Origin of the sequence: Mesorhizobium sp. B2-9-1 (assembly GCF_006439455.1) — a bacterium.
In the GTDB taxonomy this organism is placed as follows: domain Bacteria; phylum Pseudomonadota; class Alphaproteobacteria; order Rhizobiales; family Rhizobiaceae; genus Mesorhizobium.
In genome coordinates this window covers 233,579-255,535 of record NZ_VFTP01000005.1, presented here as the reverse complement: position 1 = coordinate 255,535, position 21,957 = coordinate 233,579, and the positions used below count along the sequence as shown (strand labels likewise).

General features: G+C 63.7%; 24 protein-coding genes. 16 read left to right on the top strand and 8 right to left on the bottom strand.

The genetic code is table 11. The features are described from left to right. Positions 1-223 precede the first annotated feature (223 nt). The 5 genes from FJW05_RS13230 (at position 224) to FJW05_RS13210 (ending at position 5,710) form a co-directional block, all read left to right on the top strand. The gene (locus FJW05_RS13230) at positions 224-1,477 is read left to right on the top strand and encodes a sarcosine oxidase subunit beta (protein WP_140632574.1); all 1,254 of its coding nucleotides are present in this window, start codon (positions 224-226) and stop codon (positions 1,475-1,477) included. A gap of 72 nt (positions 1,478-1,549) precedes the next feature. Then, positions 1,550-1,846, top strand: coding sequence for a sarcosine oxidase subunit delta (locus FJW05_RS13225; RefSeq protein ID WP_140541913.1), 297 nt, complete (start codon positions 1,550-1,552; stop codon positions 1,844-1,846). Further along, on the top strand, positions 1,843-4,836 hold the full coding sequence (locus FJW05_RS13220; RefSeq protein WP_140632571.1) for a sarcosine oxidase subunit alpha: 2,994 nt from the start codon (positions 1,843-1,845) through the stop codon (positions 4,834-4,836). The genes FJW05_RS13225 and FJW05_RS13220 overlap by 4 nt, the downstream gene beginning before the upstream one ends. Continuing rightward, positions 4,829-5,413, top strand: a complete 585-nt coding sequence (locus tag FJW05_RS13215; protein WP_140632568.1) for a sarcosine oxidase subunit gamma — start codon at positions 4,829-4,831, stop codon at positions 5,411-5,413. The genes FJW05_RS13220 and FJW05_RS13215 overlap by 8 nt, the downstream gene beginning before the upstream one ends. Before the next feature lie 72 nt (positions 5,414-5,485). Beyond that, on the top strand, positions 5,486-5,710 hold the full coding sequence (locus FJW05_RS13210) for a hypothetical protein (protein ID WP_140632565.1): 225 nt from the start codon (positions 5,486-5,488) through the stop codon (positions 5,708-5,710). Positions 5,711-5,799: 89 nt separating this feature from the next. Here the strand turns inward: FJW05_RS13210 and FJW05_RS13205 are convergent, their stop codons facing one another. The 7 genes from FJW05_RS13205 to FJW05_RS13180 form a co-directional block, all read right to left on the bottom strand. Next, positions 5,800-6,030, bottom strand: coding sequence for a DUF680 domain-containing protein (locus FJW05_RS13205; protein WP_140632562.1), 231 nt, complete (start codon positions 6,028-6,030; stop codon positions 5,800-5,802). Positions 6,031-6,198: 168 nt separating this feature from the next. Beyond that, on the bottom strand, positions 6,199-6,843 hold the full coding sequence (locus FJW05_RS13200; RefSeq protein WP_140632559.1) for a TetR/AcrR family transcriptional regulator: 645 nt from the start codon (positions 6,841-6,843) through the stop codon (positions 6,199-6,201). A gap of 147 nt (positions 6,844-6,990) precedes the next feature. Beyond that, positions 6,991-7,497, bottom strand: coding sequence for an SDR family oxidoreductase (locus FJW05_RS13195; protein WP_281405774.1), 507 nt, complete (start codon positions 7,495-7,497; stop codon positions 6,991-6,993). Continuing rightward, entirely contained in the window at positions 7,407-7,769 is a 363-nt protein-coding gene (locus FJW05_RS27915) for an SDR family NAD(P)-dependent oxidoreductase (protein WP_281405773.1), read from the bottom strand. Before FJW05_RS27915 ends, FJW05_RS13195 begins: the two co-directional genes overlap by 91 nt. Before the next feature lie 18 nt (positions 7,770-7,787). Next, positions 7,788-8,825 (bottom strand): phosphotransferase family protein, encoded by a 1,038-nt coding sequence (locus tag FJW05_RS13190; protein WP_140632556.1) that lies wholly within the window; start codon positions 8,823-8,825, stop codon positions 7,788-7,790. Next, entirely contained in the window at positions 8,822-9,307 is a 486-nt protein-coding gene (locus tag FJW05_RS13185; protein ID WP_281405777.1) for a MaoC family dehydratase, read from the bottom strand. The genes FJW05_RS13190 and FJW05_RS13185 overlap by 4 nt, the downstream gene beginning before the upstream one ends. A 45-nt stretch (positions 9,308-9,352) precedes the next feature. Beyond that, positions 9,353-10,168, bottom strand: a complete 816-nt coding sequence (locus FJW05_RS13180) for an SDR family oxidoreductase (RefSeq protein ID WP_140632553.1) — start codon at positions 10,166-10,168, stop codon at positions 9,353-9,355. A gap of 118 nt (positions 10,169-10,286) precedes the next feature. Here FJW05_RS13180 and FJW05_RS13175 point away from each other — a divergent pair, with 118 nt between their 5' ends. The 6 genes from FJW05_RS13175 (at position 10,287) to FJW05_RS13150 (ending at position 16,144) form a co-directional block, all read left to right on the top strand. Then, entirely contained in the window at positions 10,287-11,528 is a 1,242-nt protein-coding gene (locus FJW05_RS13175; RefSeq protein WP_140632549.1) for an acyl-CoA dehydrogenase family protein, read from the top strand. Positions 11,529-11,533: 5 nt separating this feature from the next. Then, a complete protein-coding gene (locus FJW05_RS13170) occupies positions 11,534-12,571 on the top strand; it encodes a zinc-binding dehydrogenase (RefSeq protein WP_140632545.1) in 1,038 nt (345 codons plus the stop codon). 94 nt (positions 12,572-12,665) lie between these two features. Further along, a complete protein-coding gene (locus FJW05_RS13165) occupies positions 12,666-13,964 on the top strand; it encodes a glycosyltransferase 87 family protein (RefSeq protein WP_246673388.1) in 1,299 nt (432 codons plus the stop codon). Next, a complete protein-coding gene (locus tag FJW05_RS13160) occupies positions 13,957-14,925 on the top strand; it encodes a glycosyltransferase family 2 protein (RefSeq protein ID WP_140632542.1) in 969 nt (322 codons plus the stop codon). The genes FJW05_RS13165 and FJW05_RS13160 overlap by 8 nt, the downstream gene beginning before the upstream one ends. After that, entirely contained in the window at positions 14,922-15,740 is an 819-nt protein-coding gene (locus FJW05_RS13155; protein ID WP_140632539.1) for a ChbG/HpnK family deacetylase, read from the top strand. The genes FJW05_RS13160 and FJW05_RS13155 overlap by 4 nt, the downstream gene beginning before the upstream one ends. Further along, positions 15,737-16,144, top strand: coding sequence for a GtrA family protein (locus FJW05_RS13150; protein WP_140632536.1), 408 nt, complete (start codon positions 15,737-15,739; stop codon positions 16,142-16,144). The genes FJW05_RS13155 and FJW05_RS13150 overlap by 4 nt, the downstream gene beginning before the upstream one ends. Positions 16,145-16,227: 83 nt before the next feature. Here FJW05_RS13150 and FJW05_RS13145 read toward each other — a convergent pair whose 3' ends face one another. Next, positions 16,228-17,052, bottom strand: a complete 825-nt coding sequence (locus FJW05_RS13145) for a MurR/RpiR family transcriptional regulator (protein ID WP_140632533.1) — start codon at positions 17,050-17,052, stop codon at positions 16,228-16,230. Positions 17,053-17,200: 148 nt separating this feature from the next. Between FJW05_RS13145 and FJW05_RS13140 the strand changes: the two genes are divergently transcribed. From FJW05_RS13140 to FJW05_RS13120, 5 genes are all read left to right on the top strand, one after another. Next, positions 17,201-18,019 (top strand): N-formylglutamate amidohydrolase, encoded by an 819-nt coding sequence (locus FJW05_RS13140; protein ID WP_140632530.1) that lies wholly within the window; start codon positions 17,201-17,203, stop codon positions 18,017-18,019. Positions 18,020-18,042: 23 nt separating this feature from the next. Continuing rightward, entirely contained in the window at positions 18,043-19,578 is a 1,536-nt protein-coding gene (locus FJW05_RS13135; RefSeq protein ID WP_140632527.1) for an amino acid permease, read from the top strand. Between the two features lie 87 nt (positions 19,579-19,665). Further along, complete coding sequence (locus FJW05_RS13130; protein ID WP_140632524.1) at positions 19,666-21,036, top strand: glutamine synthetase family protein; 1,371 nt, start codon at positions 19,666-19,668, stop codon at positions 21,034-21,036. Positions 21,037-21,093: 57 nt separating this feature from the next. Continuing rightward, the gene (locus tag FJW05_RS13125) at positions 21,094-21,543 is read left to right on the top strand and encodes a helix-turn-helix transcriptional regulator (RefSeq protein ID WP_181164932.1); all 450 of its coding nucleotides are present in this window, start codon (positions 21,094-21,096) and stop codon (positions 21,541-21,543) included. Beyond that, positions 21,533-21,952, top strand: coding sequence for a type II toxin-antitoxin system VapC family toxin (locus FJW05_RS13120; protein WP_140632518.1), 420 nt, complete (start codon positions 21,533-21,535; stop codon positions 21,950-21,952). Before FJW05_RS13125 ends, FJW05_RS13120 begins: the two co-directional genes overlap by 11 nt. The last annotated feature ends 5 nt before the right edge of the window (positions 21,953-21,957 follow it).

The window sequence follows — 21,957 nt, the reverse complement described above, 5'->3', positions numbered from 1 at the left end:
CATTACCCATTGTCATCCCCCCAGCATCACGCGGCAGGAGTGTCGCCGAACGGAGCCACGGAAGCCAGAGCAGACGCTTCGTTTTTGACCGTGGCGCAAAACGGCAAGCGCCGTCGCAAACAGCGCAAGGATGGCGACGCGGTTTCGCTAGTGATACACCTCGCAAGCCGGGGCAGGGATGCCCGGCCGCAAATCCGCGAAAGCTACTGGCGCGAGGCTTAACGTGAAGAAATACTCGGTATTCGCCATTGCCCGCGAGGCGATGCGCGGCCACAGAGGCTGGGAAGAGCAATGGACGTCGCCCGAGCCGAGGAAGGAATACGACGTCATCATCGTCGGCGCCGGCGGACACGGCCTGGCGACGGCCTATTATCTGGCGAGCGAGCACGGCATCACCAACATCGCGGTGCTGGAAAAGGGCTGGCTCGGCGGCGGCAACACCGGCCGCAACACCACCATCATCCGCTCCAACTACCTCTATGACGAAAGCGCCGGCATCTACGACCATGCGCTGAAGCTGTGGGACGGGCTCAGCCAGGAGCTCAACTACAACGTCATGTATTCGCCGCGCGGCGTCATGATGCTGGCGCACAATGTGCATGACATCCAGGTGTTCAAGCGCCACATCCATGCCAACCGCCTCAACGGCATCGACAATGAATGGCTGACGCCGGAAGAGGCGAAGGAATTCTGCCCGCCGCTCAACATCTCCAGGGAAGCGCGCTATCCGGTGATGGGCGCCGCGCTGCAGCGCCGCGGCGGCACGGCGCGTCACGACGCGGTCGCCTGGGGCTATGCGCGCGGGGCTTCGGCGCGCGGCGTGCACATCATCCAGAACTGCGAGGTCACCGGCATCAAGCGCGCGGCCAATGGCGCGGTCAGCGGCGTGGAGACGACGCGCGGCTTCATCGGCGCCAAGAAGGTCGGCGTGGTCGCCGCCGGCCATTCCTCCGTCATCATGAACATGGCGGGCGTGCGCATGCCGCTCGAAAGCTATCCGCTGCAGGCGCTGGTGTCGGAGCCGGTCAAGCCGGTCGTGCCCTGCGTGGTGATGTCGAACACGGTGCACGCCTATATCTCGCAGTCGGACAAGGGCGAGCTGGTGATCGGCGCCGGCACCGACCAGTATGTCTCCTATTCGCAGACCGGCGGCCTGCACATATTGCAGCACACGCTCGACGCCATCTGCGAGATGTTCCCGATCTTCACCCGCATGAAAATGCTGCGCTCCTGGGGCGGCATCGTCGACGTGACCCCCGACCGTTCGCCGATCCTGGCGAAGACGCCGGTCCAGGGCCTCTACGTCAATTGCGGCTGGGGGACCGGCGGCTTCAAGGCGACGCCCGGCTCGGGCAACGTCTTCGCGCACACGATCGCCAAGGACGAGCCGCACCCGATCAACGCGCCCTTCACGCTCGAGCGCTTCCGCACTGGACGTCTCATCGACGAGGCCGCCGCGGCGGCTGTGGCGCACTGATGATGGCTCAGCCGATTTGCTTTCACTTAGCCGGCGCGTGCGCCGGTCACGGCAAGTTTTAGGATAACCCAGATGCTTCTCATCCGCTGCCCCTATTGCGAGGAAGAGCGCCCGGAACTCGAGTTCCGCAATGCCGGCGAGGCGCATATCGCGCGCCCGACCAACATTGCCGCCGAGAGCGACGACGACTTCGAGAAATTCTTCTTCATCCGCGCCAATCCCAAGGGGGTCATCTATGAGCGCTGGCGGCACATCCATGGCTGCGCGCGCTTCTTCAACGCGGTGCGCGACACGGTCACCGACAGGTTCGTCATGACCTACAAGGCCGGCGAGCCGAAGCCTGCGAAGCTGCCCGGAGCCTCAAAATGAACGCCGCCTTCCGCATTTCCGGCGCCGGTCGCCTCAGTCAGGCGAAGACCGCCTCCTTCAGTTTCGACGACAAGCCGTATATCGGCATCGAGGGCGACACGCTGGCCTCGGCGCTGCTCGCCAACGGCGTGCACCTGGTCGGCCGCTCGTTCAAATATCACCGTCCGCGCGGCTTCCTGTCGGCCGGCGCGGAAGAACCCAACGCGCTGGTGCAGATCGTGCGCGACGATGCGCGCAAGACGCCGAATGTGCGGGCGACAGTGCAGGAGCTCTATGACGGGCTGACGGCCAACTCGCAGAACCGCTGGCCGTCGCTTGCCTTTGATGTCGGGGCCCTCAACGACATTGCCTCGCCGATGTTTTCGGCCGGCTTCTACTACAAGACCTTCATGTGGCCGAAATGGGCCTGGAAGGATCTCTACGAGCCGAAGATCCGCGCTGCCGCGGGCCTCGGCGTTTCGCCGGACAAGCCGGATCCCGACCACTATGCGGCGCGCTATGCGCATTGCGAGGTGCTGGTGCTGGGCGGCGGCGCGGCCGGCATCGCGGCCGCGCTTGCCGCGGCCGAAACCGGCGTGCGGGTGATCCTCGCCGACGAGCAGGCCGAATTCGGCGGCAGCCTTCGCTTCGAGAGCGGCGCCAGGATCGACGGCCACGACGGCTATGCGTGGGCGCAAGCGGCGATCGCCAAGCTCAAGGCGATGGACAATGTGCGCGTGCTGTCGCGCACGACTGCCTTCGGCTATTACGCGCAGAACTTCGTCGGACTGGTCGAGCGGGTCAGCGACCATTTCAAGAGCCCGGGCCGGGAGCTTGCGCGAGAACGCCTGTGGCAGGTTCGCGCCAAGCGCGTCGTGATCGCCACCGGCGCCATCGAGCGCCACATGGTGTTCGCCAACAATGACCGTCCGGGTGTGATGCTTGCTTCAGCGGCGCGCATCTACCTCAACCAGTATGGCGTGGCGGTAGGCAGGAATGTCGGCGTCTATACGGCCAACGATTCCGCCTACGCCGCCGCGATCGACCTCAAGAAGGCCGGCATCAACATCGCGGCGATCATTGACCTGCGCGACAATCCGTCGGGGGCGGTGATCGACGAGGCGAGGGCGCTCGGCATCGAGATCAATTTCGGCCGCGCGGTGGTCAGCGCCGGCGGCAAATTGCGTGTGTCGTCAATGACCGTGCAGCCGAAGAATGGCGGCGGCGAGCGCACCATCCCGGTCGACGCGATCCTCATGTCGGCCGGCTGGACGCCGTCGGTGCATCTGTTCTCGCAATCGCGCGGCAAGGTCGCCTTCAACGACGCGACCAAGCGCTTCGTGCCCGGCACCTATGCGCAGGACTGCGTCTCGGTCGGCACCTGCTGCGGCACCGACGGGCTGGCCGCTTCAGTCGACGAGGCCTATGCGGCCGGCGCGAAGGCAGCGAAGGAGGCCGGCGGCAAGGCTGGCAAGGGCGCCAAGCCGAAGGTCGATGCCGGCGAGAGCTGGTCGCGCGGCATGCTGGGCGCCGCGCCTGGCGCCGGCCCGGGCACAACGGTCAAGGCCTTTGTCGATTTCCAGAACGACGTCACCGCCAAGGATATCCGCCAGGCGGTGCATGAAGGCATGCATTCGATCGAGCACGTCAAGCGCTTCACCACCAACGGCATGGCGACCGACCAGGGCAAGACGTCGAACATGCACGGCCTGGCGATCGCCGCCGAGACGCTCGGCAAGCCGATCCCGCAGGTCGGCCTCACCACCTTCCGCGCGCCCTACACGCCGGTGACGTTTGGCTCGATCGTCGGCCACGCGCGCGGCGCCTTGTTCGACCCGACCCGGCGCACGGCAACGCATGGCTGGGCGGCGTCGCATGGTGCCGTGTTCGAGGATGTCGGCCACTGGAAGCGCGCCTGGTATTTCCCCAAGGCGGGCGAGGACATGCATGCCGCCGTCGACCGCGAATGCGTCACGGTGCGCAAGGCCGCCGGCCTGTTCGACGCGTCAACGCTGGGCAAGATCGAGGTGGTCGGTCCGGACGCGGCGAAGTTCATGGAACTGCTTTACACCAATCCGTGGGAGAAGCTGGAAACCGGCCGCTGCCGCTATGGCATCATGCTGCGCGAAGACGGCTTCATCTATGACGACGGCGTCGTCGGCAGGCTGGCGCCCGATCGCTTCCACGTAACGACGACCACCGGCGGCGCGCCGCGCGTCATGAACCACATGGAGGACTACCTCCAGACCGAGTTCCCGCACTTGAATGTCTGGCTGACCTCGATCACCGAGCAATGGGCTGTCATTGCCGTGCAAGGTCCCAAGTCGCGCGACATCATCGCGCCGCTGGTCGACGGCATCGACATGTCGGACGAGGCGATGCCGCATATGTCGGTGCGCGAGGGCAAGATCTGTGGTGTGCCGACAAGGCTGTTCCGCATGTCCTTCACCGGCGAGCGCGGTTTCGAGGTCAACGTGCCGGCCGACTACGGCGAGGCTGTCTGGGAAGCGTTGTGGGCCGAAGGCCAGAAGCATGGCGCGACTGCTTACGGTACCGAGACGATGCACGTGCTGCGCGCCGAAAAGGGCTACATCATCGTCGGCCAGGATACTGACGGCACGGTGACGCCGAACGATGCCGGGCTCGACTGGGCGGTCGGCAAGAAGAAGACCGATTTCGTCGGCATCCGCGGCCTGACCCGGCCGGACCTTGTAGCCAAGGGCCGCAAGCAGTTGGTCGGCTTAAAGACCAAGGACCCGAAGGTCGTGCTGGAAGAGGGCGCGCAGATCGTCGCGGACCCGAAGCAGGCGATCCCGATGAAGATGATCGGCCACGTCACCTCCAGCTACTGGTCGGAGAATTGCGGCCGCTCGATCGCGCTGGCGCTCGTCGCCGGCGGCCGCGACCGCATGGGCCAGACGCTCTACGTGCCGATGCCGAACGGCACGATCGAGGTGGAAGTCACCGGCATGGTGTTCGTCGACGAGAAGGGAGAACGCCTCAATGGCTAAGGCCGCCGCCAAGACAAAAGCCGCTGCTGTGTCCGCCTCCGTCGAGCGTCGGCCGGCGCTTGCCGGCCGCACGCTGTCGGCATCGGGCGTCAAGGTCGAGGTGCTGCCGCCGGCCGAACGCATCTCGCTGCGCGCGCCGCAAGCTTCGCTTGCCGCGCTTTCCAAGGCGCTCGGCCTCACGCTGCCGACAAAGCCCAAGACTTCGGCGACCAAGGACGGGCGCACGGCGCTGTGGCTCGGGCCCGACGAATGGATGATCATCGACGAGGCGCGCAAGGATCCGCTCGCCGACTGCGCCAAGGTGACGGTGCTGCATTCGGCGGTCGGCATCTCGCACCGCAATGTCGCGATCTCCGTTGTCGGGCCGGCGGCCGCGGCGACGGTCAATTCGGGTTGCCCGCAGGACCTATCGCTCGAGGCGTTCCCGGTCGGTGCTGCCTCGCGCACCATTCTCGGCAAATCCGAGATCGTGCTGCTGCGCAGCGCGGCCGATGCGTTCCGGGTGGAATGCTGGCGTTCCTTCTCGGACTATGTTTTTACTCTGCTGTCGGAAGCGGCAGGCGACGCGGCGAACTGAGCTTCGCGGCGTCGGTTCCAAGGAACCATCGCCAGTCCATGCCGTTTCTGCGGCTTGCGAGGGAGATTGCCGATGCCGTCCAAATCCGCGCCGAAGTCATCCAAGAAGACAGCTGCAGTCCGTTCGCTGGAGCACGAGCGGCGCCACGAGGTCGAGGAAGAGGAACTCGAGGAAGGCCTCGAGGACACATTTCCAGCCAGCGATCCGGTATCGATCACCGGCACTTCCATCCCCGGCGGGCCGGCAAAGCAGAGTAAGGCCAAGACTGCCGCAGGAACGAAACCGCGCAAGAAATAGGCTCGAGCAGGTCCTCAGGGGCGCGGGCAGAAACGAAAAAGGGCGGCCAAATGCCGCCCGTTTTCGTTCGAAGTCTTGCCAACAGTGCTCTAGAGGCCGGGCACGAACCAGGGGCTGACATCGATGCCGAGCCGCGGGCTCTTCGTCGTCTTGGCGGCGTCGGCCTTTTCGACCGAACCGGTCGAGGTGCAGTCGAGCTTCACGCTGGCGTTGGTCTGAGCGCAAGCCGCGGGGGCGTGCTTGGCCGGCTGGCTTGCGCCAGCGAAAGCGGTACCCGAGAAAGCCAGCACGGTGGCGAGTGCAAGGATGGTCTTCTTCATTTTCCGTCTCCAGTCAATCTTTTTCGTACACGTACGATACAGCGTACAAATACGGTTAATGAAGTCGGAATTCAAGGAGGAATCTGTACGCGTACGACAAATTTTTTTGAACACAGCAATTCGCCGCCGCAAATCAGGCGAAGCGATGCGAGCCGATGATCAAAGAGATCAGCAGTTGATGGGCGTTGCGGTCAGTGGCGGAATATCCTGCGCCTGCAACCCCGCCAGCGTGAAATCGCACATGCGCCTCACATACGCCTGGGCGTCGCCGAATGGATAGAAGGGAAAGGTGATCAAGAGCGAAATCGTGCCGTGGCCCACGGTCCACAGCATGGTGGCAATGGCGCGCGGGTCGCCCTTGAGCCTGCCGGCGGCAACGCAGGCCTCGACGCGTTTGATCAGCACCTTCATGGCCGGATTGCCTTCTTCCATCTCCTCGTAGCTGCGTCCTTCGGGCAGCTTGGTCTTCTCGGTCATGAAGACGGTGCGGTATTCATTTGGGTTGCCGAGCCCGAAGGCGGCATATTCGGTCATCACCGCCTTGAGCGCCTCGATCGGATCGTCGGCGGGATGCTCCTCAATGCGGCGGGCGAGCGTTTCGAAGGCGTCTTCGGCGAGCGCGAACAGGATGTCCTGCTTGTCGGCGAAATAGGAATAGACCGACATCGGCGCGTAGCCGACCCGCTTGGCGAGCTTGCGGATGGTCAGGCCCTCATAGCCTTCTTCCTGGACCAGCTTGTGAGCCGCCGCGACCAGTTCGGAGCGAAGCTCCGCCTTCTGTTTTTCGCGGCGTTTCTGAACGCTCAACGCCAATATGCGCCTGCCTTTGTGATTGGTTGCCTGACGAAATTATATACGCTGTACGGAAACGGACAAGAGCGCCCCCGATTCCCTTGCGTACGCTCTCCGTTTTAACGCAATCCGGATGGAAAACCGCCAAGGCACTTTTCCTGGAATTGCTCAGATGGCGCCAATGCCGCCGTCGAGCGCCAGAGCGTGGCCGGTCATGAAGGAATTGGCCGGGTCGGCGAGGAACAGGATGCCGGTGATGATCTCGTCGACCTCGCCGACACGCTTCATCGGTACGCCGCGCGCGAGCTCGGCCAGCGCTTCAGCTTCGGGCGCTCCGGTGAAACGCACGAAGCCGTCGACCATCGCCGTGCGGGTGTGGGCCGGGCAGACCGCGTTGATGCGTATGCCCTTGCTGGCATATTCCACGGCAGCCGAGCGCGTCAGCCCGACGACGCCGTGCTTGGCGGCGGCATAGACCGACAGCTTCGGCGCGCCTGAGAGGCCGGCGACCGAGGCGATGTTGACGATGACGCCGCCCTTGCCGCTTTCCCTGAATTGCCGTTCCAACTGAGGAATCTGATGTTTCATGGCATAGAAGACGCCGAGCAGGTCGACCTCCACCACGCGGCGCGCTTCCTCCGAGGTGACCTGCGGCAGGCGTACGAAGGAGTGCACAATGCCGGCATTGTTGACGGCGATATCGAGCCGGCCGAATTTTTTTGCACGGCAAGCTCCACCAAACCCTCCGAGAGTTTTTCGTCGGCAATGTTGCCGGCAAGGTGAGCCGTCTCGGCGTCGAGCGTTGCGGCGAAATCGCCAAGCGCAGACTTGTCGAGGTCGGACAGCACGAGCCGTGCCCCTTCCGCGGCGAAGGCCTTTGCCGCGCCGCTGCCGAGACCACCGGTCGCGCCGGTGATCAGCACCGTCATCCCATCGAAACGGCCCATTGCCCGGCTCCTCCGCGTTCAGCTGTTCTCGTCAATCAGTTCCACCGCGAGCGCGGCGAGCAGTTTTACCGCCTGGCCGTAGGTCCTTGCCTTTTCCGGATTGGAGGCGTTGCCGTCCAGCGCGCGGCGGTAGACGCCCTGGCAGATCGCCGCCAGCCGGAAGAAGGAGAAGGCGAGGAAGAAGGTCCAGTTGTCGATCTTCTCGATGTCGCGTCGTTTGCGGTAGGCCGCGACATAGGCCTCCTCGGAAGGCAGGCCGGCAGCGGCGCGGTCGATGCCGCCGAGGCCGCGAAAGCCCGAGGCGTGCGGCAGCCGCCATTGCATGCATTGATAGGCAAGGTCGGCGAAGGGATGCCCGAGCGTCGACAGCTCCCAGTCGAGCAGCGCGATGATCTTCGGCGCGCCCGGCGCGAACATCATGTTGTCCAGCCGGTAGTCGCCATGGACAAGCGAGACACGGCCGTCATCGGCCGGCATATGCGTTTCGAGCCAGGCAATCAGCCTGTCCATGTCGGTTATGGTTTCGGTTTCGGAGGCCTTGTACTGGCTGGTCCAGCGCGCGAGCTGGCGCTCGAAATAGCTGCCGGGCCGGCCGAAATCGCCAAGACCGACGGCGTCGAAATCGACGTCGTGCATGTCGGCGAGCGTCGCATTCATCGCATCGTAGATCGCGGCGCGCTCGTCATTGCCGGATGCGTCCGGCAGTGATGGATCCCAGAAGATGCGGCCGTCGAGATATTCCATGACGTAGAACATGCGGCCGATCGGGGAGTCCTCGCCGGACAGATGCAGCATGCGCGGCACCGGCACCGCCGTGCCGGCGAGCGCCTGCATCACCCGAAATTCCCGGTCGACCTGATGCGCGGATTTCAGCAACTGTCCCGGCGGCTTGGCGCGCAGCACATAGCGGCCGCTGGCGGCGGTCAAAAGATAGGTCGGATTGGACTGCCCGGACTTGAATTTTTCAATCGCGGACAGGCCGGCAAAACCCGGGATATGCGCCTCGAGGTAGGGCGCAAGCGCCGCCTGGTCTATGGCACCGGCCTCGCCGCTCATGCGTTCTCGGGTTGGCGCTCGATCAGCGTCAAGGTCAGCCAGCGCGCCGTCAGCGCCGGCTTCTTCGAGCCCTCGATCTCGATGGTCACGTCATGTGCCGTCTGCACCCAGCCGGACGGCCTGACCTTGACGTCCGCGAGCACGAAGCGGGTGCGGATGCGCGAACCCGTCTTCACCGGCGCCAGGAAACGCAGCGTGTCGAAGCCGTGGTTGACGCCCATCTTGGTGTTTTCCAGTGGCGGCATGGTCTCGAAGGTCATTGCCGACAAAAGCGACAGCGACAGGAAACCATGCGCGATGGTGCCGCCGAACGGCGTCTCGCGCTCGGCGCGCTCCGGATCGCAATGGATGAACTGGTGGTCGTCGGTCGCATCGGCGAACTGATCGATCATGCGCTGCGTCACCGTTCGCCAGGGCGAGACGCCGACCTCCTTGCCGACGCTTGCCAGAAGCGTATCGAGACTGATCGGTTCCACACTGATGTCCTCCGCACCCCGCCCGGATCGCGATTCCTCGAACCGGGCACCTTATTCCTTGAACAAAGTCATGCCATGCTGCACCGACTGGCCGCCGTCGATAGGCAGGATGGCGCCGGTGACAAAGCTTCCGGCTCGGCTGCACAAATAAAGCGTTGCGCCGGCAATGTCATCCGCCACGCCGATGCGGCCGAGCGGAACATGGTTACCAACATGTTTCGTCTGCTCCGCGGTCGCGGTGGCAAACGCGGTCATCCGGCTCTGGAAAGGCCCAGGCGCAAAGGCGTTGACGGTGATGCGGCGGGCGGCGAACTCGATCGCCAGCGTGCGCGTCAAATGATGCACCGCCGCTTTCGAGGCGGCGTAAGAATAGGCGTCGTCGGCCAGCGGCTGGGTGCCTATCACCGAGCCAAGATTGATGACGCGGGCAGGATCCTCGTCGCTCGCGGCGGCATCGAGAAGCGGCAAGAGCTCCCGCGTCAAATGGAAGACGGCGGTGACGTTGACGCCGAACACCTTGGCCCAGGCGTGGTAGGGGAAATCCTGCAGCGGCGCGCCCCAGGAAATGCCGGCATTGTTGACCAGGATGTGCAGGCGCTCCGTGCGCGCCTTGACCTCGGCGACCAAGGCGGCGATGCCCGTTTCGCTGGACACGTCGCCGGCAAAGCCCCCGGCATGGCCGGAGCCGCCAAGCGCGTTCAATTCATTGGCGACTTTCGCGCAATCCTCGCCCTTGCGCGAGGCGATCATCACCTGCGCGCCGGCGCGTACCAGCCCGGTCGCCACCATGCGGCCGATGCCGGTCGCCGCACCGGTCACCAGCGCGGTCTTGCCGGCGACCGAGAACAGCTTGTCCAGATAGCTCATCGTGTTTCTCCGCATCCGGCCGGCCGGGACTCGCCCAAGGACTCGCGTTGACAAGGCTAGCCGAAGTACGGTCATCCTTGCCACGCGTAAAGATTTATCTTCGGAAAGGCCGGAAGCGATGACCGACATGAATCTCGGCATGACCGAGCGGCTGAAGCCAATCCATCAGCGCGTGGCGGCGATGGTGAGCGACGAGATCGCGCCGCTCGGCGAAGAGTTCCTCGCCGAAGTCGGCAAGAATGGCGACCGCTGGGCCTATACGGCTAGGCAGACGGAAATCCTGGACGGCTTGAAGAAGACAGCGCGCGAGCGCGGCCTGTGGAACTTCTGGCTCACCGATTCCAAGCGCGGCTACGGCCTTTCCACCGTCGAATACGCCTATCTGGCCGAAGAGATGGGCAAGGCACATCTCGGCGCCGAGACCTTCAACTGCTCGGCGCCCGACACCGGCAACATGGAGGTGCTGGAGCGTTACGGATCGGAAGCGCACAAGCGCGACTGGCTGGAGCCGCTGCTCGAGGGGAAAATCCGCTCGGCCTATTTGATGACCGAGCCGGACGTCGCGTCCTCTGACGCGACGAATATTTCGATGCGCTGCCAGCGGCAAGGCGACGACTATGTGCTGAACGGCGAGAAATGGTGGGCTTCCGGAGCCGGCGATCCGCGCTGCGCCATCTATATCGTCATGGTCAGGACCGGCTCGGACGAGGAGTCGCAACATCGCCGTCATTCGATGATCCTGGTGCCCTCCGACAGCAAGGGCATCGCCAAGCTGCGGCCCATGCAGGTCTATGGCGATGACGACGCGCCGCACGGCCACATGCATCTGAGATTCGACAATGTTCGGGTGCCGACGGCGAACCTGATCCTCGGCGAGGGCAGAGGGTTCGAGATCGCGCAGGGGCGGCTGGGGCCTGGCCGCATCCATCACTGCATGCGCGCGATCGGCCAGGCCGAGATGGCGCTGGAGATGCTGTGCCAACGCTCGGTGCGGCGCGAGGCCTTCGGCCAGCCGCTGGCAAAGCTCGGCGGCAATTTCGACATCATCGCCGAATGCCGGATGGAGATCGAGATGGCGAGGCTCTTATGCCTCAAGGCTGCCTGGATGATTGATCAGGGGGACGCTCGCGCCGCCGCGCCCTGGATCAGCCAGATCAAGGTGGTGGCGCCGCGCGTCGCGCTGAAAGTCACCGACGAGGCGGTGCAGATGTTCGGCGCGCAAGGCATCAGCCAGGACACGCCGCTCGCCCGCTCGTGGACGCATTTGAGGACGCTGCGGCTGGCCGACGGGCCGGACGCGGTGCACCGGCGGCAGGTGGCGCGCACGGAACTGAAGAAATACACGCAGGAGAAGGTCTGACGGCCATGACGCTTCCTTCGCAAATGCAGGGCTTGCTGCTTGTCGGCGACAGTTACACCAGGACGCCCTCGGCGGCCGCGTTGGAGGCGATGGAGCCTTACCTCCAGCCCGGCAGCATCGCGGTGCCGGCACCCGGTCCGTCGCAGGCGCTGATCAAGGTCAGCCTCGCCTCGATCAACCCGTCCGACATCGCCTTCATCAAGGGCCAGTACGGCCAGCCGCGGGTAAAGGGCCGGCCGGCGGGCTTCGAAGGCGTCGGCATCGTCGTCGCCACGGGTGACGATCCCTATGCAAGGAGCCTTGCAGGGAAACGCGTCGCCTTCGCCACCGGCGTGTCGAACTGGGGCGCATGGGCGGATTATGCGGTTGCCGAGGCCGCGTCCTGCATTCCGCTTCTCGACACCGTGCGCGATGAGGACGGCGCCGCGATGATCGTCAATCCGCTGACGGCCTTGGCCATGTTCGACATCGTCAAGGAGGAGGGCGAAAAATCCTTCATCATGACCGCGGGCGCCAGCCAGCTCAGCAAGCTGATCATCGGGTTGGCGAAGGAGGAAGGTTTCCGGCCGATCGTCACCGTGCGTCGCGACGAGCAGATCCCGCTTTTGAAGGAGCTCGGCGCCGCTCGTGTGCTCAACGAGAAAGCGGCGGATTTCGAGGCGGCGTTGCGCGAGGCGATGAAGGCCGAGCAGCCGCGCATGTTCCTCGACGCGGTCACCGGCCCGCTGGCTTCGACCATCTTCAATGCCATGCCGAAACGCGCGCGCTGGATCGTCTATGGAAGGCTCGACGCCGAGCCGACGGTGATCCGCGAGCCCGGCCAACTGATCTTCCAGCACAAGCGCGTCGAAGGGTTCTGGCTGGCCGAATGGATGCGCCAGTTCCGCGACAGGCTGGGCCCGGCGGTGCTGGAAGCGCAGAAGCGCTTTTCCGATGGACGCTGGTCGACCGACGTCACCGCGGTCGTGCCGCTCGACGAAGCGATGGCGAGGCTGCCGGCCGAGCTCGCCAAGCCAAACGGAAAGGTGTTCATCAGGCCGTGAGGCAATCCGAGCGCCGACCGCAGCCGTTCAGACCAGACCAATGCCTTGAACACAAAGCTGTGATCGACCAGACGGCGGCGGAAAAAAGCCGCTGTTGCGCCGTCCTTGCCTTGCGCCGGTAACAGCCACGTTCGGATGTTTTATTCCATTCGATGTGATATCTCGCCGGCGGTGGAAAACCAGGCGGCGATGGGAAAGCCGTCCTGGTCGGAACGCGGGGTGCGCTATGATGGTAACCAAGCCGGTTTTCGACCGTTTGGGGCTTTGGCTTTGGGCCGGGTCGTTTCTGCTTGTGCTTGGTCTGGCGCTATGGTCGCCCGATGCGCGTTCGGTGGTCCATATCTACAGGCATGGCAGTGAAGCTTTTCTGGATCGCCAGCCGCTGTATCAGGTCGAAGTTGCCATGGGGTATCTATACGCTCCCGCCTTCGCCGTCCTCTATGTTCCTCTGCTGAAGCTCGGGCCCTATCTGGGCAATATTTTGTGGCACATGCTGGGCTTCGGCGTCCTGACCGTTGCCGCGATGCGTCAGGTGCGCAAGCTTGGCGGCGAGGAGCAGACATGGCTGCTGTCCTTCGGTCTCTTCCTCGCCTTGCCGGTGGCGCTGGCAGCGCTTCGCAATGGCCAGGCGACGATCCTGCTCACAGGGGCGTGCTGGTTTCTCACGCGGTCGACAGTTGAGGGGCGCCGGGCCGAAACCTTCTTCTGGGCCATGCTTGCGATCATTGCCAAGCCGACCGCGATCATCATGCTGCTTCTGGCGGGGGCGCTGCGTCCCCGGCTGATACCGGTGCTGGTGCTGGCGGTGCTCGTTGCGCTCGCCATACCCTATGGCTTTGCGTCGACCGACTACGTCAACGCGCAATATCATGATTTCTTCCGGCTTCTGACTTCGATGACGGTGGACCCGACCGGCCCCTTCGTTCCGGCCGACTTCACGGCGCCTTTCATGCGATTTGGCATCCCGATTTCCGAGTTTGACGCGACGATCATGCGCGTCGTCGCGGGTTTGCTCACGCTTTGGCTGGTGCTCCAGCTCGATCGCAGGCTGGACGCCAACATCAGCGGACTCGCCATCTTCCTCGCCGCGGCATTCTACATGTGCGTCTTCAATCCGCGGGTCGAGCAGAACACCTACGCCATGGTGGCGGTGCCTGCCGGTCTCTCCATCGCCTTGCTTTGGCGGGAGAAGGGAGCCAGGGCCATGTGCTGGTTTTTGGCCACGCTTCTCTTCGTCACCGGACTGACCAGTGTCGACCTGCGACTGCACGATTTCTTCCACCTATGGTTCCGGCCGATCAGCATCAGCATAATTGCCTGCGTGCTCGTCGGCTGGTTCTGGACGCAAGACAAACAGAAGGCGCCTGTCGCCGGAGCCGTCGCGCATGGCTGAGATGCTCGACATCATCGCGCCGTTCTTCAACGAGGCCGAATCCGCCATCGCGTTTGTTGGGCTGCTCGACAGGCTGGAAGTGGCTGTGGCGGAGCGCTTCGGCATGACGGTCCGCAAGATACTCGTCGACGACGGCAGCCGCGACGGCAGCGCCGAGACGTTCGCGGCCGCGCTCTCCGGCTCCTGGGAGATCGTGCGGCTCAGCCGCAATTTCGGCAAGGAAGCGGCGGTGCTCGCCGGGCTCGATCATTCCCGTGGCGACATGGTCCTGATCATGGATTCCGACCTCCAGCATTCCATGGATATCAGCCTGAGGATGATCGGCGAGCTGGTCGAGCATCCGCAGATCGATGTCGTCTACGCGCAGAACGACCGGCGCGAGGGGAGCTGGCGGCGCAGCCAGCTGGCGCGGCTTTTCTACAGGCTGATCAACAGCAGCCAGCGCTTCGATATTCCCGAGAATGCCGGAGATTTCCGTGTCATGCGCGGCGCGGTGGCGCGTGCCTTGACCAGCGTGCGCGACAAGCGCCGCTTCAACAAGGGTCTGTTCGCCTGGGCCGGCTTCCGCCAGAAGGCTGTGCTTTACTCGCCGGAAAACCGCGCAAGCGGCAGGTCGAAATGGACAAGGTTCAACCTGATCGCGTTCTCGCTTGAAGGGTTCACCTCGTTTTCCGTGATCCCGCTGCGCGTCATCAGCCTGATCGGATTGCTCGCGGCATTCGCAGGCCTGGCCTATGGCGTGAAGGTGCTCTTCGAGGTGCTGTTCTATGGCATCGCCGTGCCTGGCTACCCCAGCATCATGGTCGCCGTCGTGCTTTTTGGAGGCCTCAACCTGGCGCTGCTCGGCCTGATCGGAGAGTATGTCTGGGTCACGCTCAGCGAAAGCAAGGACCGGCCCGTCTATATCGTGCGCGACGTGCTGCATGGCAATGCCGCCGAGCAGGTTGCTCCCGGCAAATGACCCGGCCGATCCGCCTGATCGCCGATGATTACGGGCTTGCGCCGGGGGTATCGAGCGCGATCCTCGACCTCATCGAGCGCGGCCGCCTGACCGGGACCAGTTGCATGACCGGGTTTGCCGAATGGGAAGAGGCGGCGGCGCGTATCAAGCCGTTGCGTCGACGGGCCGCCATCGGGCTGCACCTGACCCTCACCGATCAGATAGCCGCAACCGGTTCGTCCAGCCTGGCGCCGGAAGGCAAGTTGCCCGGGCTTGCCTCTCTTGCGCTGCCGGTGCGGCGCGGGCGCATCGATGAGCGGGACGTTCATGCCGAGCTCGACGCCCAGTACGACCGCTTCACCGAAGCGCTCGCCGGCCCGCCCGATCACATCGACGGGCACCAGCACGTGCATTTTCTTCCCGTGGTACGGAATTGGTTGCTCGCCCGGTTTGGAGGCAGCGCACACAAGCCGGCGCTGCGCGGCGCGCCCAGCCTTGCCGGCCTGGACGCGGCGGCCAAGATCGCGGCGATCGCCGCTCTGGCCGCGGGCTTCAACAGGTCGATGCAACGGGCGGGCTTCAGCGTCATGACGCCGCTCTGCGGCATCTATGACTGGCGGCAGCCGCAAAAATTCGGTCCGACGCTGCGCGCCGCGGTCGACACCTTGCCCGAACACGGGGTGTTCATGTGCCATCCGGGTCAAGTCGATGACATTTTACGGGCGCGAGACCCGATGCAGGGCGCGCGTGAGGTCGAGTTCACGGTTCTGAGTTCTGAGGATTTCGGCGCCAGCCTCGTACGGGCCGGAATGCGCGTCAGGGACGGCAAAGCATGAGCGCAGGCCAGCCGCGTCGTTCGACCGGCAACAAGATCGTCCGTTTCGCCTTGGTCGGGCTGGTCAACACCGGCATCGATCTCACCGCATTCTTCGTGCTGCTCAAGCTCGCGGTGCCGGCTTTGGCCGCCAATGTCGGCGCATGGTTCGTCGCGGTGCTCTTCTCCTTCGTGGCGAACGGCTTCTGGTCGTTCGAGCGGGACCCGGACATCCGGCTGCACCATTCCTTCCTGCGCTTCGTCTCGCTCGGAGCGCTGATTTCGCTCGGCGTTTCCAGTCTCTCGATCGCCGCCCTTGCGGGGGCTGTCGGCGTCTGGCCGGCCAAGATCATCGGCGTCGTGGTCGCCGCCGTGCTGAACTTTTTGGCAGCACGCTGGTCGATCGAGGGCAGGATCGTAAAGTAGCTGCTCGGCTGGTCCCGCGTTGATTTAGGCGGCTTAGAGACGGATTCAGATTTCAGGTTTGTCCGACCTGAAATCATCCCGCTCTAGCGCAAGCTCTCCAGGTCTCGCATGCGCTTGGCGCCGGCGGCTTCCAATTGCCTCGTCACGGCGCCGATCAGCGTTTCTACGACGACGAAGAGTGCGGCGGACGAATCCCAGGCCGAGGGCACGGCGGTGCGCCCGGCGATCACGTGGCGGGCGAAGCGGGCGATCGGCGAAAGCCACTGGTCGGTAAAGAGAATGATCTGCACGCCGCGGTGATGGGCCTTCTCGGCGAAGCGGACGAGACTTTCCTGGTAGCGGCGGATGTCGAAGATCACCAGGACGTCGCGCTTGCCCATGTCGATCAGCCGGTCGCGCCAGATGCTCTCCTGGCCGGCGAGGTGATAGACATCCGGCTGGATGATGGCCAGGTGAGCGGCCATGTAGCGCGCCAGCGGATCGGTGAAACGGCCGCCGATCAGGAAGGTCTTGCCGCGCCGCTCGGCAAGTCTCGTGGCAATGTCTGCCAGTTGTCTGTCGGTGAGGTGCCGGAAGGTCTCGCGCATGTTGTCGAGCGTTGCCTCGAGCATCGGCGAGACGGCGCCGCCGGCCGAGCTTGGATTGAGCGTGCGCGAAGCGGGCGACTGCAATTGCGCCGCCAACTCATCCTGCAGCGCCGACTGGAATTCAGGGTAGTTCTGGAAGCCGAGCCTGGCGACGAAGCGCAGGATCGTCGGCGAGGACACGCCGGCCGCGGCCGAGAATTCGGCGACTGTCTTCAGCCCGGTCAAGGGATAGTTGGCAATCAGCGTCTGGGCGGCGCGGCGCTCGCCGGCCGGCATCGTCCCGATGCGGTCCGAGATCAGTTCGGCAATGCTGGAAACCATGGTTTTCCCCCGCCTGTTCGCCCGTCGCCGCCGTTTTCCCGAATTCGCGTTTGACAAAGCCGGTCAAACTGTATGAAATCATTCATAGGGACGCAATGAGACAAAATACGTAACATTCGATACAGCGCCCCCCCCAGGGGACGGCAGTATGGAGAGAGCACGGCCCACCAGCCTTGCACCGTCTGAAACCGTAAGGGTGACGAACCCCGGCGGTTCAAGCCCCTTCGTCTTCACCTGCGACCACGCTTCCAACGTCCTGCCCGCCGAATTCGGGACGCTCGGCCTGCCGGCTGAGGACCTTTCGCGCCACATCGCCTGGGACCCCGGCGCGCTTCCCGTCGCCCGCCGTATGGCCGAAGCGCTCGATGCCACCTTGATCGAGACCCGCGTGTCGCGGCTCGTCATCGATTGCAACCGGCCGCTCGACGCGCCGGACCTCGTGCCGCCGATTAGCGAGACGACAGCCATCCCGGGCAACACAGATCTATCCGACAAGCAGCGCGCCGCGCGCGTCGACCTGGCCTGGCGCCCTTTCCACGATACGATCGCCCAGATCATCGACGAGCGGTTGGCGCGCGGCCAGGAGACGCGGCTGGTGTCGGTGCACTCCTTCACGCCGGTCTATAAGGGCAAGAGCCGGCCATGGCATATCGGCATCATCCATGACGAGGATCGCCGGTTGGCGGCGCCGCTGATATCGGCGCTGCAGCGGCTCTCCGGCGTCACCGTCGGCGTCAACGAACCCTATTCGCCGGCCGACCGCGTCTATTTCACGCTGGAGCGGCACGCGCGTTCGCGCGGCCTTGCCTGCGCGATGATCGAAATCCGCAACGACGAAATCTCCGGCGAGACCGGGCAGCGGAAATGGGCGGATCTGCTCACCGGCATATTCTCGAATCTGGAGCCCGACGAGGCCAGGGGCTCCCGACAACGCGCAATGGGAAAGTCAGTACAATCGGCCAGCTAAGAACCAGATAGGGGACTTCCAAAATGAGACCTGAAGAATTCGACAAGTCCGAGGACGTAAAAGTCCTTCACAGCATGGGATACGCCCAGGAATTGGCTCGCCGCATGAGCGGCTTCTCCAACTTTGCCATTTCCTTCTCGATCATTTGCATCCTGGCGGGTGGCATCACCTCGTTCCCGCTGGCCATGGCCACCGGCAGCGGTTTCGAGGCGACTATCGGCTGGGCCATCGGCGGCGTCTTCGCGCTCGTCGTCGCCGCCTCCCTCGGCCAGATCGGCTCAGCCTATCCGACCGCGGGCGGTCTTTACCACTGGTCCTCAATCCTTGGCGGGCGTGGCTGGGGCTGGGCCACGGCATGGATCAACCTGCTTGGCCTGATCTTCGTTGTTGCCTCGGTCAATGTCGGCGTCTATGCGCTCTTTAAGGACCTCGTCTGGGCCGGTGTGTTCGGCCACGATGTGTCGGCCTGGGGTTATCAGGAGCAGGTGATCGGGGTCGTGATCATCACGGTGACGCAGGCGCTATTCAACCATTTCGGCATCAAGTTGACCACCGCGTTGACCGACTTTTCGGGCTATCTCATCCTGGTCGTCGCGGTGGTGTTGACCGCGATGTTCCTGATCTGGGGCGCGAGCTGGGATTTCTCGCGACTGACCACCTTCGTCAACAACACGGGCGATGCGGGTGGCGGCTATGTGCCGACTGCACGGACGGCGCTGGTCGCCTTCCTGATCGGTCTTCTCTATCCACTATACACCATCACCGGTTTTGACGCCTCCGCCCATACCTCGGAGGAGACCCACAACGCCCGGGTGGCAGTGCCGCGCGGCATGATCCATTCGGTTCTCTGGTCATTGATCTTCGGCTTCGTCATGGCCGTCTCCTTCGTGCTGGCAAGCCGGGACCTGGCCGCTACCGCCAAGGATGGTGGCAACGCCTGGTTCAACCTCTTCAACAACCTGCCGGCGCCGTTTTGGTTGAAGAGCATCATCGCCATCGCGATCGTGGTAGCAAACTACATCTGCGCGCTGGCCGGACTGACCTCCACCTCGCGCATGATATTCGCCTTCGCGCGTGATGGCGGCTTGCCCGGCTCCTCCATGTGGAAAACCGTCAGCCCGACATGGCGCACGCCGGTGGCGGCGATCTGGCTTGGAGCCGTCCTCTCGATCGCAGCGACGCTTTACTCGCCGGCTTTCGCGGCTTTGGCGGCCGGCTGCGCGCTGTTCCTCTATGTGTCCTATGCGATGCCGGTGGCGGCCGGCCTTTTTGCGGAAGGCAAGAGCTGGACCGAATTCGGTCCGTTCCGTCTGGGCATGTGGTCCAAGCCGTTCGCGATCATCACCATCCTCGGCGTGCTGATCCTGATGTATGCCGGTATCCAGCCGCCCTTCGATATCTTGATCAACTATGCCATCGGCTTGATCATCCTTCTCGCGGTGCTGTGGTTCGGCATAGAATCCAAACGGTTCAAAGGCCCGCCGATCGGGGCCGATATTGCTCGCCGTCAGGCGGAAATTGCGGCAGCCGAAGTGGCGGTCGGCGAGACCGGCCACTGACACTTCGCTTCATGATCATGGCCGGCGCAATGCCGGCCATGGTTTTGTTTCTCCCTTTCAATCGACAAGCGCTGGAGTGCCAAAGGAATGGCCGGGAATTTCTCGTTCGATCAATTGAAGAAAGCGGTCTCGAACGGCGAGATCGACACGGTGCTGGCCTGCATCGTCGACATGCAGGGCCGGCTCTCGGGCAAACGCTTCCTGGCTCAGTATTTCGTCGATTCCGCGTATGGCGAGACGCATGGCTGCAACTATCTCTTGGCCTGCGACATCGATATGGAGCCGGTGCCGGGTTACAAGGCGGCGAGCTGGTCGAAGGGCTATGGCGACTTCGTCATGAAGCCGGACCTGTCGACGCTGCGGCGCATTCCGTGGCTGGAGAAGACGGCGCTGGTCATCTGCGACGTGCTCGACCATCACGACCACGAGGATTTGGCGCACTCGCCGCGCGCGATCCTGAAGAAGCAGGTCAAGCGCCTGCAGGAGCGCGGCTATATCGGCTATTTCGCCTCCGAGCTCGAATTCTACCTGTTCAGCGAAACCTACGATTCCGCGCGCAAGAAGCACTGGCAGGGGCTCGACAGCGCCTCGCCCTATATCGGCGACTACCAGATCGGCATCACCAGCAAGGAAGAAGGCGTCATGCGCCGGCTTCGCAACGAGATGGAAGCGGCGGGCATTCCGATCGAGAATTCCAAGGGCGAGTGGGGTCCCGGCCAGGAAGAGATCAATGTGCGCTATGCCGAGGCGCTCGAGATGGCCGACCGCCACGTCATCCTGAAGAACGGCGCCAAGGAGATCGCCGATTCCGAGGGCAAGGCCATCTCCTTCATGGCCAAGTACAATTACGGGCTGGCCGGCAATTCCAGCCACATCCACAATTCGCTGTGGAGCGCGGACGGCAAGACGCCGCTGTTCTTCGACAAGAAGGCCGACTGGACGCTGTCGAGCCTCGGCCAGCAATGGGCGGCCGGCCAGCTCAAATACGCGAAGGAATTCACCTGGTTCCTGGCGCCCTACATCAATTCCTACAAGCGCTTCCAGGCCGGAACCTTCGCGCCGACCAAGATCATGTGGAGCGAGGACAACCGCACCGCCGGCTTCCGGCTGTGCGGCGAGGGCACCAAGGGCATCCGCATGGAATGCCGCATCGGCGGCGCCGATCTCAATCCGTATCTCGCCTTCGCCGCTCTGATCGCGTCCGGCCTCGCCGGCATCGACGAGAAGCTGGAGCTGCAGAAGCCGTTCGTCGGCGACGCCTATCAGGCCTCGCGCCTGCCCGAGATTCCGAAGACTTTGCGCGACGCCACCGAAACGCTGGCCAAGTCGAAGATGCTGAAGCACGCCTTCGGCGACGACGTGATCGAGCACTATGTGCACACCGCCCGCTGGGAGCAGTTCGAATATGACCGCCGCATCACGGATTGGGAGCTGCACAGGGGCTTTGAGAGGTATTGACGTTGTTGTGATTTTCGCAATATGTTGCGGTTATAGTACCGCAACATGGAGGCGACGTTGTCGGAAAGCAGGCCTGGCATCGACAAGGCGTGGTTCATGAGCAGGATGAGGGAGCGCAAACTAACGGTTCGCAGCATGGCCGTCCGCTTGGGCATGCACTACAGCGCGCTGTCGCGAACCTTCAACGGCGAACGGCGTATGCAAGTCGATGAAATACGCAAGATCGCGGAAGTTTTCGATCGGCCCGTCAGCGAGATATTGGTCCACCTGGGTTCTTCATCCGACCCTGCGGACGCAAAGCCTCGCCCTGCGCTGGAAAGCGAACCGGGTTTCATGGAGGGGCATGTGGATTTCAACAACGATACCGACGTGAAGGAAAACTATGTCGTGCCGCCTCCAGGCGCAGACCCTTTGTTTGGATGCATGGCCGGAACGCTGAAGCTGCTTCCCGAAGTTGACTACACCGCCCCCGCGGATCCCGACTGGGGCAAAGTGTATGACAGATGACGGGCTGCTGCTTGATACCTGCTTCGTGCTTTGGTCGTCGGCGCGGCAGCCGGTCACCAAAACGGCGATTGAAGCGGTGAACCGTGCACGAAAGAACGCCTGTACGATCGCTGTCTCGGTCATGTCGGCTTGGGAAATCGGAATGCTGGTCTCAAAAGGCAGGCTGCCCTCCATCAGGACTCCCGAACGCTGGTTCGAAGAGTTCGTGGAGACGGCGGCCGTTACGGTGGAAGGCGTCACTCCCCGCATCCTTGTGGCTGCGTCCCATCTTCCTGGCACGGTGCACAACGATCCCGTCGACCGGATGCTCATAGCCACTGCAAGAGAGCGCGATCAGACGATCATAACGCGAGACCGGGCCATTCTGGCTTATGCAGCCCAGGGCCACGTTCGAGCCATTGCCTGCTGACAAAC